Origin of the sequence: Goodfellowiella coeruleoviolacea (assembly GCF_024171785.1) — a bacterium.
Lineage (GTDB): Bacteria > Actinomycetota > Actinomycetes > Mycobacteriales > Pseudonocardiaceae > Goodfellowiella > Goodfellowiella coeruleoviolacea.
Genome location: NZ_JAMTCK010000003.1, coordinates 111,945 through 127,161, shown reverse-complemented (window position 1 = coordinate 127,161; position 15,217 = coordinate 111,945). Strand labels below are relative to the sequence as shown.

The window sequence follows — 15,217 nt, the reverse complement described above, 5'->3', positions numbered from 1 at the left end:
GGTCAGCGCCCTTCCGCGCTCAGCACCGGCGCCGGGACCTTGGCGAGGATCTGGTCGATGACCACGTCGGGACGGCGCTGGTTCAGCTCGGCGTCCGGGGTGAGGATCACCCGGTGCTCCAACACCGGGTGCGCCACCTCCTTGATGTCGTCGGGGGTGACGTAGTCCCGGCCGTGCGTGGCCGCCACCGCCTGCGCCGCCCGCACCAGCGCGATGCTGCCGCGCGGGCTGGCGCCGTAGCGCAGGTCCACGTGCTGGCGGGTGGCCTGGGCCAGGCTGGCCGCGTACTCCACCACGGCCGGCACGATCCGGATGGCGCGCACCTGGGCCACCGCGGCCTGCAGGGTCGGGATGTCCACCACCGCGGGCAGGTCGTCGGGGCTGACGTTGGCGCAGTCCCCCATGATCACCATGACCTCGGTGGCCAGGTCCGGGTAGCCGACCCGCAGCCGCATGGTGAACCGGTCGAGCTGGGCCTCGGGCAGCCGGTAGGTGCCCTCCATCTCGATCGGGTTCTGCGTGGCGATCACCAGGAACGGCCTGGGCACCTCGTGCCGGACCGCGTCAACGGTGACGGTCCGCTCGGACATCACCTCCAGCAGCGCCGACTGCGTCTTGGGGGTGCCCCGGTTGATCTCGTCGGCGACCACGACGTTGGCGAAGATGCCACCGGGCTGGAAGGTGAACCGCTCCTCCGACTGCCGGTACACCTGCACCCCGGTGATGTCCCCGGGCAGCAGGTCGGGGGTGAACTGGATGCGGCTCCAGCTGCCGCCGACACTGCGCGCCAGGCAGCGCGCCAGCGTGGTCTTGCCCAGCCCGGGCACGTCCTCGATCAGCAGGTGTCCCTCGCTGAGCAGCGCCGCCACCGCCAGCCGCACCAGCCGCGGCTTGCCCCGCACCACGCGCTGCACGTTGGCCGCGATCCGCTGGTAGACCTCGCTGGCGGACACGGACGCGGTTTCCCCGCTCATTGGCGCTCCCAGTAGATCTTGTTGGACTCGACCCAGCCGTCGGGCGTGCGCACCGCGATCCACACGGTTTCCCCTGGCACGTCGTAGTTGAGCTGGTTGTAGTTGGCCGAACCGCTCGCGTTGGTGGTGAAGTGCTCGGTCCGGACGTTGGTGTTGCTGGTGGAGCTGAGCCTGATGGCATAGCGGGTGTTGGGCTCCAGGCCGGTGATGGCCGCGTTGATGAACGAGCACTGCGGCGGATGGCAGTTGTCGGTCTCGCCGTCCCGCCCCCGGCTGATCGCGACCGTGGCGGTGGGGGTCGCCGGCTGCTCGTCCTTGACCGTCAGCGACGCGGACTCGCCGGTGCGGAGCTGCCCGTCCGGCGTCCTGGTCACCGCGCGCACCGTGAAGGTGTACACGCGAGCCGCCTCCAGCTGCGGGTACACGGTCTGCGTTCCGGTCACCTGGCGGGTGCCCAGGCCGGTGCCGGTGACCTCGTAGTGCACCAGCGTGCCGCCGTTGAGCGCGGGCTGCCGCCAGCTCAGCTGGACGTCGCGGGTCGGCCGGTCGTCCACGTCGTACGTGGCCTTCAGGTTGGTCGGTGCGTCGGCCGGGGAGACCGGGGCGGTCGGGGTCACCGGGTCGGCCGACGCGCCTGGGCCGGTGCCGACCCGGTTGGTCGCCGCCACGGTGAGCGTGTGGCGCACGCCGTTGGCCAGGCCGGTGACGGTCGCCCGACGCGCGGTGCCGGCCACGGTGATCTCGCCGGTCCGGCCGTTGCTGGCCTGCCAGGACACCCGGTAGGCGGTGATCGGCGCCCGGTTGTTCGGGGCCGGCGCCCAGGTCACCGTGGCCGACCCGTCCCCGGCCGAGGCCGACACCTCGGTCGGCGCGCCCGGCGGACTCGGTGGCTGGGTGGGTGGCTGCTCCGGCGGTTTCTGGGCGGGTGGCCGCGGTGTGGGTGGCGGCTGGGCGGGCGGCGGCTGGGCGGCGGTGCGCGGCGGGGTGACCGGAGCACGCTGGTCGGTGCGCGGCGGCCCTGCCCGCTGGTTTCCCGGCTGAGCCCCGGGCTGGTCGGCGGGCAGCGCGACCGACTGGTCCTGGCGCTGGTCGGTCCGCTCGTCGGGTTGCGGGGCCGGCACCTCGGGCGTGCCGAGCACCGGGACGTCCCGGACGCTGCCGTCCTCGGCCACCACCAACACCTGCGTGCCCTCGGCGTCCTCCACGTACACCCGGTCGTCCTCGCCGCGGCTGAGCCGGGGTTGTCCGGGCTGCTGCTGTCCGGGCTGCCGCTGTGGGCCGGGCTGCCGCTCTCCGGGCTGCCGCCGGATCGGCTTCTCGTCCTTCCTGGTGCCGTCCGCGCCGAACGTCAGCACGCTGCCGTTCCGCCGGTCGACGAGGACGACCGCCGAACCGGTGGACAGCGGGCCGTCGTAGTCGCCGCCGGGCAGCGCCACGGTCACCGGCGGGGCCGGCGGGTTCGCGGTGTCGGCCAGCACGATGCTGTGCCGGGCCGGGTCGAGGATGACCACCCGCCCGGCCACGTCGTTGGCGGCGAGGCGCGAGTTCGGCGAGAGCGGAACGCCGATCGGCACACCCGCGCCCAGCTGGTCCCCGGCGATCGGGTGCAGCGTGCCGGCGAACAGGTCCACGAAGGTGGGCCGGTCGCCGACCAGGGCCAGCGCCCCGGCGTGGTCGCCGGGCACGGACACCGGGCACGCCGACACGCTGTCCGCGTCCCTGGGCAGCGTGCAGATCACGCCCACCCCGGTGCGGTGCAGCCACAGCGTGCCGTCCTCGGTGGCCACCGGGTCGCTGACCGGGCCGCCCGCGGACACCGTGGCCGGCGGGTCGCCGAGCCGCACGATCTTGCCCGCGTTCCGGTACACCAGGTACGGCCCGCCAACGACCTCGATGCCCAGCGGCACCTCGGCCGCGGGCGGGGTCATCGTCCGCTGCGGCGCGAGGCCAGCTTTGTCGAACTCGGTGATCTGGCTGCCGCCGACCACGTACCCGCTGTTGTCGCCCTGCACCACCTGGCTGCCGGGATCACCGGGCACGGCGGCGCGCGCGTCGATGTTGGTGGTCGCGCCGTCGACGTGGAACACCGTCTGGAGCGCGGAGTTGAACACCCAGTGGCCAGTCGTGGCGAACTGGGCGGCGGCGAGCTGGTTGGTGGCCGCGGTGAGCGCGCCAACCAGCGCCGCCACGGTCACCAGCGCGAACAGCACGAACGGCACACCACCGCGCCAGCCAGCCCGCTGCCCGGTCCCGCTGGGGTCGGTGGCGCGCCTCGACCCGCCCCCCGGTGGTGCCGACGACTTCCCGTCCCTCACGCCACCCGAGGCTAGGGACGCTCCCCGGGACCGGTCCCCGTTCCCGCCGCGCAGCTCGCCGCCAGCGGAAACGGTCAGGCTGTCAGCTGGAAGCTGTCCCGGATCCGAGCCAGCACCGGTTGCGCCGCCTGCCACTGTGCCTCCAGGGTCTGGGCGTTGTCGCGGACGTGGAGCGAGAAGGTGAGCGCGTACAGGGTTCCGGAGCCGGTCACCACCGCCCGGATCTGGTAGCGGAACCGGTGTTCTCCGGTGCGGTCGGCGTAGGTGTACTCCAGTTCGGCCGCGCTGCCCCCGCTGCCCGTCGGCGCGAGTTCGCGCAGACCGACGCGCTGGTAGTCGACGTTGTCCCGATTCGCGCTCTCCCCCTGGTCCCGGTCGGCGAGGTAGGCGAGCGCGGTGCTGCCCGCCCGGCCCCCGTCGCGTTGGACCTGCACGGTCAGCACCGCGGCCCGCGGGTCGGTTGGCTTGGCCGTCCAGACCACATCGCTGAGCGTGCCCTGTTCGGACGCGCTGCGGGTCCAGTCCGCCGGCACGCTGATGGCGTAGCCGGGTTCCCGGTACGGCGTGAGGGGCGGCCCGGCCAGCTCCGCCCCGGTCGATGCCCCGGTGGATGTCGTGCTGGATGCCATGCTGGGTGGCGTGGTCGGTGCCCCTGACGTCCGCTGGCCGGGGTTCTGGTCGGTGGCCTGGTTCGTCGCCCCCCGCAGCGGTGCGGTCAGCCACAGCACCACCACGGCGACCACGACCAGGGCGGCGGCCAGGCCCACCACAACGGGCAACCCACGCCGGCCCGCCGGTCGGGTCAGCTCGTAGCTCGGGTCGGTGGGGTCCGACGGCGCGACCGGGGGCGGCGCCGCACGCCCGACCAGCCCGGACGGCTCCGCGCTGACCAGGCGCTCACCTGGTCTCACCAGGCGGTCCGCGGTGCTCGGCGGCAGCTCGGTCAGTGCCTCGGTCAGCATGGCGCGGACGTCCTCGGCGGTGAGCCGGTCGGCCGGGTCCCGGGCCAGCAGGCCCTTGATGACCGGCCACAACCGGTCGGCGTTCGGCGGCGGCTCGGGATCGTGCGCGAGCACCGCGGCCAGCGTGGCCGCCGTGTCGGTGCGCTGGAACGGGGAGCGCCCGACCAGCATCTTGTAGATCGTCACCCCGAGCGCCCACAGGTCGGAGGCCGGAGAGGCGGACTGCCCGGAGATGCGTTCCGGGGCGATGTACTCGGGCGCGCCGATCAGCTGGTTGGTTCCGGTGAGGGCACTGGCGTCGTCCATCACGGCGATGCCGAAATCGGTGAGCACGACCCGGTCACCGTCGAACATGATGTTGCCGGGTTTGACGTCGCGGTGCAGGATGCCCTGCCGGTGGGCGGCATCCAGCGCGTCGAGCACGGCGAGGCCGATCCGCGCGGCGCGGTCCTCCGCCATCGGCCCGTCCTCGTACAGCACGTCGGCCAGCGGCGGCCCCGCCAACAGCTCCATCACGATCCAGGGCAGCCCGTCGTGGGTGACCACGTCGTGCACGGTGATGATGCCGGGGTGCCGCAGCCGGGCCGAGGCCAGCGCCTCGCGCTTCGCGCGGGTGACCTGTTCCCAGTCCGGGGCGCCGCCGCCACCGCGCGACCGGACCTCCTTGATCGCCACCTCCCGCTTGAGCAGCTGGTCCTCGGCCCTCCACACCACGCCCATGCCGCCGCCACCAAGCCATTGCCGCAACTGGTAGCGCCCCGCGATCAGCCGCCCCTCGCCCTCAGCCACGAGCGCAATGTACCGACCGCATCGGCCTCGACACCCCTGGTCAGCGGAACTGGCCAGGCCCGTCCGCCGCCGGCTCCCCGGCTTTCCGCACGATGGCCGGTCGGCGACCGTTCCGGGTCAGTTGCGCACCGGCTCGGTGAACCGGAAATAGGTGTTCACGGTTTTCTCACTGGTCAGTCCGTTGGCACGCACCTCGACGGAATCGTCGGGGTTGACGTAGTACGGATCCTTGGGAATCGCCACCTCGACCGCGACGGCACCGGCCGGGTCCGCGGTGATGTCCCGCAGCGTCACCTCTCCTCCGCTGCCCGGGTTCCAGATCACCCGCACCTGCTCGCCGGGCTGGAACCCGTTGGCGCTGAACGTGGCCACGGTGCCGCCGGGGCCGGCGTCCGGACTGATCGCCGCCACCACCGGAACGCCTCGGGCCGAGGACGCGGGCGCCAGGCTGTGCGTCGCCGGGCTACCGGAACCCGCTCTGGTCGGCGTTCCCGCGTTGCCACCGCCCTGCGCCGCTTCCGACGAGCCCAGCCAGTAGTTGGTCACGGCAGCGCCGCCGCCCACGCCCAACAACAACGCCACCACCGCGACGACGGTCACGCCGATACCGCCGAAGCTGGTGCTCTTCCGGTGCGTGATGTCCCGTCCGACCACGGTGTTGCGGTCGCCCCTGACCCCGGCGGACGCCGTGTACGCCTGCCGAGGGGCGGCCGCGCCCCACCCGGACACGAGTTGACGCAGGCGCGCGGCGAACTCGGCGTCCTGCAGCGCCGAGGCGAGCACGCTGGCCGCGTACTGGCGCCGGTCCGGGCTGTCCGGCTGCTGGCGCAGCAGTTCCAGGGCTTCCCGCCCCTGGCCGCTGCCGCCCAGCCGCTGGGCGACCAGTTCGGTCAGCACGCTGGACGCGGCATCCCGCGCCACGCCCATCATGAAGTCGCCGACGACGCCGATGGCCGTCTCCGGTAGGTCGCTGACTTCCCACTCCATCTGGACTGGTCCTTTCTGGTCATGTCGATGACAGGGCGTGGCCAGAGTGGGACGGTGGATGAACAATGAGCCAGCAAACGCCGGATTGACCAATCATCTTCTGATCGAGCGCGACCGGGGAACGCATGGTGACCAGGCCCAGAAGTGGACGGCAGTCGAACCCGATTCCCGAACCCGACAGCCCGGAGGGCCGGTTCGCCAGCTATCTGCGCGAGCTTCGGGAACAGGCTGGCGACCCGTCCTACGAGACACTGGCCCACGAGACCGCCCAGGCCGCTCGGCGCTACTCCGACACCTCGCTGCGCAACGCCGCCACCGGCAGGAAACTCCCCACGCTGGAGGTGGCGGAAGCCTTTGTGCGGGCCTGCGTGTCCTACGCCAAGGCCAATCCGGAGCAGGCCAGCCCGGCCAGCCGGCGGTGGGAGGCCCGCGAACTGGTGCGGGAGATGCTGCACCGCTACCAGTCAGCCGCGCACAGCCGTGCCCTGGCGCCGCGCGAACCCGCTTCCGAACCCACGTCCAGAACTTCCGAACCCGATCCCGGAACCGCTGCCGAAACCGCGTCCGGAACCGCTGGTGGTGCCACGTCCGCCGGCCCGGCCCGGGAAGCCGCCGCTGCCGAACCGGTCGTGCCTGCCGAACCCGTCGTGCCTGCCGAACCCGTCGTGCCTGCCGAACCGGTCGCGCCTGCCGAACCCGTCGCCGACGTCCGGCCGGTTGCCGGTTCCGCACCGGTTGGTCCGGCCCGGCGCGGGCGCACCCCGGCACGGGTTGGCGTGCTGCTGGGCGCGGCCGCGGCGGTGGTGATCGCGGTCGCGGCACTGCTCGTCCGTCCACAGTGGACATCCGGCTCGGAGCCGGCCGCCGCCGGCCAGGAGCCCGTTGCGTCGTCCCAGCGACCAGCGCCCGAGCAGCCGCCGTCCTCGGCCAGCCGGGTGGTGCCGCTCGCCGACCCCGCCCAGGGCACGGTGCTGCCCGGGGTGCAGCAGTGCCGGAGCGCGGCGCCCAAGGGGCCGGTCCTGCTCGATCCGTGCATCAGTTCGACCCCGGACGGCCTGCACTTCCTGGTGCGGGTCACCGCGCTCGAACCCGTGCCGGAGCTGGCCGTGCACGTGTGGCTCCTGGACGTCACCACCGGCGAGCGGCTGCGGGACACGCTGCTGCACTGCCAGACCGCGTTCACCGCGGTGCGACAGGTCGCCGAGTGCGGCCCCACCACCGCCCGCCCCGAGCCAGGCCACCACTACCTGGCCGCCACCGACGCCGTGCGCGGGGTCGCCGCCCAGCCCGGGGTGTGGCGCAGCCCCGGCACCACCGGGCTCAGCAGCTCCGACGTGCTCTGGCCGCCCGCTGGCACCTGACCAGGCCAGCACCCGCGACCGGGCGTGGTCACTCCACCCGGGACGCGAGGAACACGAACTCCAGGCCGGGGCGGTCGGGCGCGTCGCGGATGTCGTCGACGGCGAACCCGCACGCGGCCAGGTCGGCCTCGACCTCGTCGCGCTCGCGGAAGCGCAGGGTCGAGTCCGAGGTCAGCACCTGACCGTCCGAGGTGAACACCCGGGTCGACCGGAACGTCACCAGCGGCCCGCGCACGTCGAGCAGGTCGACCCAGCCCTCGACCACGCCGACGCCGGGAACCTCGGCGGTGCGGAACGTCTTCGCGCGGGTCCAGTCCTGCCAGGCGCGCCGGGCCGGGTCGCGGGTCTCGAACACCAGGTGTCCGCCCGGCCGCAGCGCGTCGTGCACGCCGTGCAGGGTGGCCGCCCAGTCCGCCGGGTCCACGATCGCCTGGGCCACGTTGCCGGTCATCGTGGCGAGGTCGACGCGCAGCGGGGGCAACGCGGTCGCGTCGCCGTGGATCCACCGCACCCGGTCGGCGTTCGGCTTGGCGCGGGCCACGTCGAGCGAGGCGCCGGCCGGGTCGACACCGGTCACCTCAAGGCCGCGGCCGGCGAGCAGCAGCGCGAACTCGCCGGTGCCGCAGCCGACGTCCAGCACGCGGCGCGCGTCCAGCTCGTCGGCGATCGCCGCGTACTCGTCGAGGTCGTCGCGGTCGCCGTCCAGCGCGTCGTAGACCGCGGCCAGCCGCGGGTGCTCGAACAACTCGTCAGCCATGGCACCGACGATAGGCCGCCCGGCACCCGGCAAAGCACTTGCCAACACAACCACTTGCCCGCTACGGTGATCGGCGATGGGTACATTGTTCCGTTGATCGTCGGGCGCGTGACCGCGTTGAGCCCCGCTCCGCCGTCGCCGCCACCATCCGTGCGCCACCCCCCTTCCTGAGCCGAGACAGCGCTTTCCCGTGCCCAGCGCCCTGCTGTGCACAGCGCTCGCCGCCGGCTGCCGCGCGCACGGCTGGACGTGTCCACACCGTCGCTCCGACCGGCCGGATGGCCGAGAACAGGGGGACCGCTGTGCGCGCCACCGCGCAACTGGCCGTCCACGACATCACCAAGCGCTACGACGATCACATCGTGCTCAACCAGGTCTCCTTCACGGTCAAGCCGGGCGAGAAGGTCGGCGTCGTCGGGGACAACGGTTCCGGGAAGTCCACTTTGGTCAGACTGCTGGCTGGCCGCGAACGCGCGGACAACGGCGAGCTGACCGTGGTGGCGCCCGGCGGAACCGGGTACCTGCCGCAGACGCTGGACCTGCCGCCCGAGGCCACCGTCCAGGACGCCGTCGACCTCGCCCTCGCCGACCTGCGGGAGCTGGAAACCCAGCTGCGGCAAGCAGAAACCGGCCTGCGCGCGGCCACCGGCCCGGCGCTGGGCCGGGCGCTGGCCGACTACGCCGCACTGGTCGAACGCTACGAGGCCCGGGGCGGCTACCAGGCCGACGCCCGGGTGGACACGGCACTGCACGGGCTCGGCCTGCCCGGGCTGGCGCGGGACCGCGCCCTGGGCACGCTGTCCGGTGGCGAGCGGTCCCGGCTGGCGCTGGCCGCCACGCTGGCCTCCGCCCCGGAACTGCTGCTGCTGGACGAGCCCACCAACGACCTGGACGACCAGGCCGTGGCCTGGTTGGAGGCGCACCTGCGCGAGCACACCGGCACGGTGATCGCCGTGACCCACGACCGGGTGTTCCTGGAACACCTCACCACCACGATCCTGGAGGTTGACGCTGGCACGGTGACCCGTTACGGCAACGGCTACGACGGCTACCTCGCGGCCAAGGCGGCCGAGCGCCGCCGGCGGTTGCGGGAGTACGAGGAGTGGCGCGCCGACCTGGCCCGCAACCAGCGACTGGTCCAGGCCAACGTGGCGCGGCTGGACGCGATCCCGCGCAAGCTGCCGCTGGCCGTGTTCGCCGCCGGCCCGTTCCGGGCCCGGGGTCGCGGCCACGGCGCGATGAGCCGGATCCGCAACGCCAAGGAACGGGTCGAGCGGCTGACCGACAACCCGGTCGCGCCACCGCCCGACCCGCTCGTCTTCACCGCCCGGCCGCGCACCACGGCGGAGACCGGGGCGGCGGAACAACAGTCCACTGTGGACACGGTGCACGTGCTGGCCGAACTCGCGGACGTGCGGGTCGGCGACCGGCTGCACGTGCCGGCGCTGCGCGTCCTCGGTGGCCAGCGGCTGCTGGTGACCGGCCCCAACGGTGCCGGCAAGACCACGCTCGTCCGGGTGCTGACCGGTGAGCTGGCCCCGGACAGCGGCTCGGTGCGGGTCAACGGGCGGGTCGGGCACCTGCGTCAGGAGCAGGTGCCGTGGCCGGCCGGGCTGACCGTGCCGCAGGCGTTCGCGCTGGGGCGGCCGGGCCACCCGGACGAGCACGTCGCGGAGCTGCTCTCGCTCGGCCTGTTCAGCCCGGCCGAGCTGCGGCTGCGCGTGGGGGAACTCTCCTACGGGCAGCGGCGGCGGATCGAGCTGGCGCGGCTGGTGAGCGAGCCGGTGGACCTGCTGGTGCTGGACGAGCCCACCAACCACCTCTCCCCCGCGCTGGTCGAGGAACTGGAGGAGGCGCTGACCCACTACCGGGGTGCGCTGGTGGTGGTCACCCACGACCGCCGGATGCGGGCCCGGTTCGTGGGTTCGCACCTGGAGCTGCGCGACGGGCGCGTCGCCGGGTTCCAGCCGGCCGAGGCCGTGGCGGGGTAGCCGCGGAACCGGCCGGGGACGCCGGACGGTTCGGCACGTGTGCCGGTTTTGTCAGGGGTGATCACTAGCGTCGCCGGTGTGCGGGCAACGGGGCCCGCACACCTGGTTCACGGTCCGATCGTTGGGAGTAAGCACTTGACGAAGGTGTTGCGTGCCACGGGTTTGCCAGCCCTGGCGGCGTCGCTGGTCGGTTCGCTCGTCGTGTTCGGCGCGAGCCCGGCCAGCGCCGATCCCGCCGCAGCCGAGGTCCCCGCCGCGGTCGGTGAGGTGCTCACCTGGGGCAAGGACGAGGTGTCCCTGCGGGTTCCCGTGCCCGAGGAGGCCAAGTCCGGGGTGGACGCGATCTCCGCCGGCTTCAAGCACAACCTCGCGCTCAAGGACGGCCAGGTCATCGTCTGGGGCATCCCCGAGCTGAGCAGCCGGCTGCTCATGGTGCCGGTGGCCGCGTGGGACGGGGTCGACGCGATCGCCGCGGGCACCTACCACAACCTGGCGCTCAAGGACGGCCAGGTGATCGCCTGGGGTGAGTACAGCGGCCTGACCACCGTGCCGGAGGAGGCCAAGTCCGGGGTGGTCGCGATCGCGGCCAACCAGGACTACAGCGTGGCGCTCAAGGACACCGGTGAGGTCATCGCCTGGGGCTGGAACGACCTGGGCGCGCTGGACGTGCCCGAGGAGGCCAAGTCCGGGGTGGACGCCATCGCCGCCGGCCTCGGCCACGTCCTGGCCCTCAAGGACGGCAAGGTGATCGCCTGGGGCTGGAACAAGCACGGCCAGACCGACGTGCCAGCGGAGGCACTGTCCGGAGTGGACGCCATTGCCACGGCCGGCCAGCACAACCTGGCGCTCAAGGACGGCAAGGTCATCGCCTGGGGCTGGAACGGCTACTACCAGACGGACGTGCCGGCCATCGCGCAGTCCGGGGTCACCGCCATCGCCACCGGCCAGTACCACAACATCGTGCTCAAGGACGGCAAGGTGATCGTCTGGAACTACAACGGACAGGGCCAGATGGACGTGCCGGCCGAGGTCAAGGCGGGCGGTATCACCCAGATCGCCTCGACCTACTACCACAGCCTGGTGCTGCGGTAGGACGGGCGAACCGGGCCCCGGCCCGGTCGCCAGCGAAACGCGGGCCCGGTGCCGACTGGCGCCGGGCCCGCGCCCGTTCGCGCGCACCCCGCCCGGGATCGCACCGGGTGAGCACCGCGTGCGCAGCGGGCTCAGCGCGCGCCGACCGAGCACCGGTGGTCGGCTCGGCCAACACCGGCGCACGGCCCGCCCGAACGTGGTCAGGAATCAAGAAGCGCAGGTCAGCGGGCTGAACATAGCGTTAGCGCCATGAACTCCGTTGACACCATCACCCTCGAAGTCGCCGACCCCACCGCCGCCGAGCGCTTCTACACCACCGCCTTCGGGTTGGACACCCAGCTGCGCCTGCGGGCCGCGCAGGAACCGAGCAGCGGCTTCCTCGGGTTCGTCCTCTCCCTGACCGTGGCCCAGCCGGCCGATGTCAACGCCCTGGTCAACGCGGCTCTCGACGCCGGGGCGACCTCGCTCAAGCCCGCCACGAAGTCGCTGTGGGGCTACGGCGCGGTCGTGCAGGCCCCGGACGGGACCATCTGGAAGGTCGCGACCTCGGCGAAGAAGGACACCCGCCCGGCGTCCCGGCAGATCGACGACGTGGTGCTCCTGCTCGGCGTCGCCGACGTGGCCGCGAGCAAGCAGTTCTACCTGAGCCGGGGCCTCACCGTGGCGAAGAGCTTCGGCCGCATGTACGTCGAGTTCGCCCCCGGGTCGGGCGCGGTCAAGCTGGCCCTCTACCGGCGGCGGGCCCTGGCCAAGGACGTCGGCGTCTCCCCCGACGGCACCGGCTCGCACCGGATCGCGCTCGGCGGCGCCACCGAGCCGTGCACCGACCCGGACGGGTTCGCCTGGGAGACCAGCGCGGTGCCAGCGGTGTCCTGATGTGCCAGCAACCGCCCGCCGTGGCCGCCGGGCAGGCGGACCACCACCGGGCACACCACCGGGCACCGGGCAGGATGGGACGGGTGGGTGACGTGTGTGTGCTCGGGTCGGGCTTGATAGGTGGATCGGTGCTGCGCGCCGCGGCGGCGGCCGGTCGAACGGTGTGGGGCGCGACCGCCTCCGCGCAGGACGCGGCAGCGGCGTCGGCCGAGGGGTACCCGGTCACCACCGATCTGGCCGGGGCGCTGCGCCGGGCCGCCGACCAGGACGCCCTGGTGGTGCTGGCCGTGCCGCTGCCGGCCGTGGCCGAGGTGCTGCGCCAGGTGGCCGCGACCGCCCCGACCTGCCGGCTCACCGACGTGGTCAGCGTGAAGGCGCCGGTGGCCGCGGCGGTCCGCCGGCTGGTGCCGGAGGCCCGCTACGTCGGCGGCCACCCGATGGCGGGGGTGGCCACCTCGGGCTGGGCGGCCGGTTCGGCCACCCTGTTCCAGGACGCCGCCTGGGTGGTCACCGTGCCGGACCAGCCGGCTGCCGGCGCCGCCGGTGGTGACCCCGCTGTTGACCTGGACGTGTTCCGCGAGGTGGTGGAGCTGGCCCTGGCCGCGGGGGCGCACGTGGTGCCCACCACCGCCGACGAGCACGACCGGGCCGTCGCGCACGTGTCGCACCTGCCGCACGTGCTGGCCGCGGTGCTGGCCGCGGTCGGCGCCGAGGCCGGACCGCTCGCCCTGGCCCTGGCCGCCGGGTCGTTCCAGGACGGGACCAGGGTGGCCGGCAGCCACCCGGAACTGGTGACCGCCATGTGCGAGGGCAACCGGAGCGCGCTGCTCGCCGCCGTGGACGAGGCACTGGGCCGGCTCGGCGCGGCCCGGGGATCACTGGCCTCCACCGGCTCACTGGCCAAGACCATCACCGCCGGGCACCTGGGCCGGCAGCGGCTGGACGCTCAGCGGTCCGCCGAGCACACCCCGGCCCGCATCGACCTGACCGCGCCGGACGCCCTGGCCGCGCTGCGCGCCCTCGGCGCCCGCGGTGGCCGGATCACCGGGCTGGCCGGCACCACCGCACTGGCCGAGGCCGGCTGACCTGACACCGCCCGGTCGGCGCACTGCCGCCAGCTGGCGGGAGAACAGGGCAGCCAGCTGTAGTGCCCGGTCAGCTCCGGCCCGGCAGGGTGAACCGCACTGAACACCTGAGAAAGGGATCCTGGTGCGGAAACGGTGGACGGAGCTGAGTGGCGGCGCGACGTATCTGCTGGTCGGACTGCTGACCGCGCTCGCCAGCCTGGTGATGCTGCCGCTGCTCGTGGTGCTGGCGCTGCTGTGCGTGCTCGGCGTCGGCGTGTTCCTGCTGCCCACGGCACTGGCCTGGCTGCGCCGGTGGGTGGCGTGGCACCACCGGCGGGCCGGCCGGCTGGTGGGCGCCCCGGTCGTGGCGGCCGCGCCGCTGCCGGGCACGGGCCCGCGTCAGCTGGTGACCGCGCCGGCGACCTGGCGGGACATCCGGTGGCTGGCCGTGCACGTGGCGGTCGGGGTGCCGGTCGGGCTGCTCGCCCTGTTCGCGTGCGGGGCGGCGGTCGGCTCGGTGGTGGCTGCCCCGCTGTGGTGGCTGCTGCCCGCCGACGCCCCGCTGCGGCTGCTCGGCATCGCGGTCACCGACTGGCCCTCGGCGGTGGGACTGGGGCTGGGCCAGGCACTGGCCGGCCTGCTGGTGGCGTTGCTGGTGGTTCCCGGCCTCGCCAGGGCGCACGCCCGGAGCTGCCTCGCGGTGCTCACGCCGTCAGCGGCCGAGCAGCTCGCGCGGCGGGTCGACACCCTGACCGAGACCAGGGCCAAGGTGATGGACGCGCACGGCGCCGAGCTGCGCCGGATCGAACGCGACCTGCACGACGGCACGCAGGCCCGGCTGGTGGCGCTGAGCATGCGGCTGGGCATGGCGCGGGAAGCACTGCACGAGGACCCGGAGACCATGGCCGTGTTGCTGGCCGAGGCGCACCAGAGTGCCGAGGAGGCCATGGTGGAGCTGCGCGACGTGATCCGCACCATGTACCCGCCGATCCTCGCCGACCGGGGGCTGGCCGGCGCGCTGTGGGCGATGGCCGCCAGGGCCGCGGTGCCGACCCAGGTCGACGTCGGTCCACTGGGGACGGTCCCGGCGGCGGTGGAGGCGGCCGCCTACTTCGCGGTCGCCGAGGGACTCACCAACGTGGCCAAGCACAGCCGGGCCACGGCCGCCAGCGTGCGGGTCAGCCGCGCCGGAGCCGTGCTGTCCGTGGTGGTCACCGACAACGGGGTGGGTGGTGCCGACGCGGCGCGGGGCACCGGCCTGAGCGGCATCGCCCGCCGCGCCGCCGCGCTGGACGGCTCGCTCCAGGTCAGCAGCCCGGCCGGCGGCCCGACCTCGGTCCGGGTGGAGCTGCCGTGCGGGTCGTGATCGCCGAGGACAACGTGCTGCTGTCCAGCGGACTGGAGTTGTTGTTGGGCAGCAAGGGTTTCCAGGTGGTGGCGGTCGCCACGGACGAACCGGGGTTCCTCGCGGCCGTGGCCGAGCACCGGCCGGACGTCACGATCGTGGACGTGCGGCTGCCACCGCTGTTCCGCGACGAGGGCATCCGCGCGGCCGTGCGGGCCCGGCGCCGGCAGCCGGACCTGCCGGTGCTGGTGCTGTCCCAGTACGTCGAGCAGGACTACGCCGGTGAACTGCTCGCCGACGGCCGGGGTGGCGTGGGTTACCTGCTCAAGGACCGGGTCGGCCGGGTCTCCGAGTTCACCGAGGCGGTGCGCGCGGTGGCGGCCGGGGGCACGGTGATGGACCCGGAGGTCATCGCCCAACTGCTGGCCCGGTCCGGGCGCGACCCGCTCGCCGACCTGACGGCCCGCGAGCGCGAGGTGCTCGCGCTGATGGCGCAGGGGCTGGACAACGCCACCATCGGCCAGCGGCTGGTCATCACGGACAACGCCGTGCACAAGCACATCGGCAACATCTTCGCCAAGCTCGGCCTGCAACCCACCGACAGCGGCCACCGCCGGGTGCTCGCCGTGCTCACCTACCTGAACAGCCGGCAGGCCTAGGCCCGGCGGCCCCGCGGCGGTCGCGCTGCCCCACCCCGAACG

General features: G+C 73.7%; 12 protein-coding genes. 7 read left to right on the top strand and 5 right to left on the bottom strand.

Translation table 11 applies throughout. The annotated features are described in order from the left end of the window. Nucleotides 1–2 precede the first annotated feature (2 nt). The 4 genes from LX83_RS06595 to LX83_RS06580 form a co-directional block, all read right to left on the bottom strand. Nucleotides 3–974 carry an AAA family ATPase gene (locus tag LX83_RS06595; protein ID WP_253768161.1) on the bottom strand — a complete coding sequence of 324 codons (972 nt, stop codon included), beginning with the start codon at nucleotides 972–974 and terminating at the stop codon, nucleotides 3–5. After that, nucleotides 971–3,289 carry a fibronectin type III domain-containing protein gene (locus LX83_RS06590; RefSeq protein ID WP_253768159.1) on the bottom strand — a complete coding sequence of 773 codons (2,319 nt, stop codon included), beginning with the start codon at nucleotides 3,287–3,289 and terminating at the stop codon, nucleotides 971–973. The genes LX83_RS06595 and LX83_RS06590 overlap by 4 nt, the downstream gene beginning before the upstream one ends. 74 nt (nucleotides 3,290–3,363) lie before the next feature. Beyond that, nucleotides 3,364–5,040: a serine/threonine-protein kinase gene (locus tag LX83_RS06585; RefSeq protein ID WP_253768157.1), complete on the bottom strand. Its 1,677-nt coding sequence runs from the start codon at nucleotides 5,038–5,040 to the stop codon at nucleotides 3,364–3,366. Nucleotides 5,041–5,157: 117 nt separating this feature from the next. Further along, entirely contained in the window at nucleotides 5,158–6,027 is an 870-nt protein-coding gene (locus tag LX83_RS06580) for a hypothetical protein (RefSeq protein ID WP_253768155.1), read from the bottom strand. A 128-nt stretch (nucleotides 6,028–6,155) separates the two neighbouring features. On the opposite strand from LX83_RS06580, the gene LX83_RS06575 reads away from it, so the two are divergent. Then, nucleotides 6,156–7,388, top strand: coding sequence for a hypothetical protein (locus LX83_RS06575; protein WP_253768153.1), 1,233 nt, complete (start codon nucleotides 6,156–6,158; stop codon nucleotides 7,386–7,388). A 28-nt stretch (nucleotides 7,389–7,416) separates the two neighbouring features. Here LX83_RS06575 and LX83_RS06570 read toward each other — a convergent pair whose 3' ends face one another. Next, entirely contained in the window at nucleotides 7,417–8,145 is a 729-nt protein-coding gene (locus LX83_RS06570; protein WP_253768151.1) for a class I SAM-dependent methyltransferase, read from the bottom strand. Between the two features lie 278 nt (nucleotides 8,146–8,423). Here LX83_RS06570 and LX83_RS06565 point away from each other — a divergent pair, with 278 nt between their 5' ends. The 6 genes from LX83_RS06565 (at nucleotide 8,424) to LX83_RS06540 (ending at nucleotide 15,175) form a co-directional block, all read left to right on the top strand. Then, complete coding sequence (locus LX83_RS06565; protein ID WP_253768149.1) at nucleotides 8,424–10,136, top strand: TlrC/CarA/OleB/SrmB family ABC-F type ribosomal protection protein; 1,713 nt, start codon at nucleotides 8,424–8,426, stop codon at nucleotides 10,134–10,136. A 144-nt stretch (nucleotides 10,137–10,280) separates the two neighbouring features. Beyond that, the gene (locus LX83_RS06560; RefSeq protein WP_308203934.1) at nucleotides 10,281–11,228 is read left to right on the top strand and encodes an RCC1 domain-containing protein; all 948 of its coding nucleotides are present in this window, start codon (nucleotides 10,281–10,283) and stop codon (nucleotides 11,226–11,228) included. A gap of 249 nt (nucleotides 11,229–11,477) precedes the next feature. Next, nucleotides 11,478–12,104, top strand: coding sequence for a VOC family protein (locus LX83_RS06555; RefSeq protein ID WP_253768145.1), 627 nt, complete (start codon nucleotides 11,478–11,480; stop codon nucleotides 12,102–12,104). Between the two features lie 74 nt (nucleotides 12,105–12,178). Then, the gene (locus tag LX83_RS06550) at nucleotides 12,179–13,189 is read left to right on the top strand and encodes a prephenate dehydrogenase (RefSeq protein ID WP_301327803.1); all 1,011 of its coding nucleotides are present in this window, start codon (nucleotides 12,179–12,181) and stop codon (nucleotides 13,187–13,189) included. Nucleotides 13,190–13,313: 124 nt separating this feature from the next. Continuing rightward, nucleotides 13,314–14,537 carry a sensor histidine kinase gene (locus LX83_RS06545; protein WP_253768143.1) on the top strand — a complete coding sequence of 408 codons (1,224 nt, stop codon included), beginning with the start codon at nucleotides 13,314–13,316 and terminating at the stop codon, nucleotides 14,535–14,537. Beyond that, nucleotides 14,525–15,175, top strand: coding sequence for a response regulator (locus LX83_RS06540; protein ID WP_253768141.1), 651 nt, complete (start codon nucleotides 14,525–14,527; stop codon nucleotides 15,173–15,175). Before LX83_RS06545 ends, LX83_RS06540 begins: the two co-directional genes overlap by 13 nt. Nucleotides 15,176–15,217: the final 42 nt, after the last annotated feature.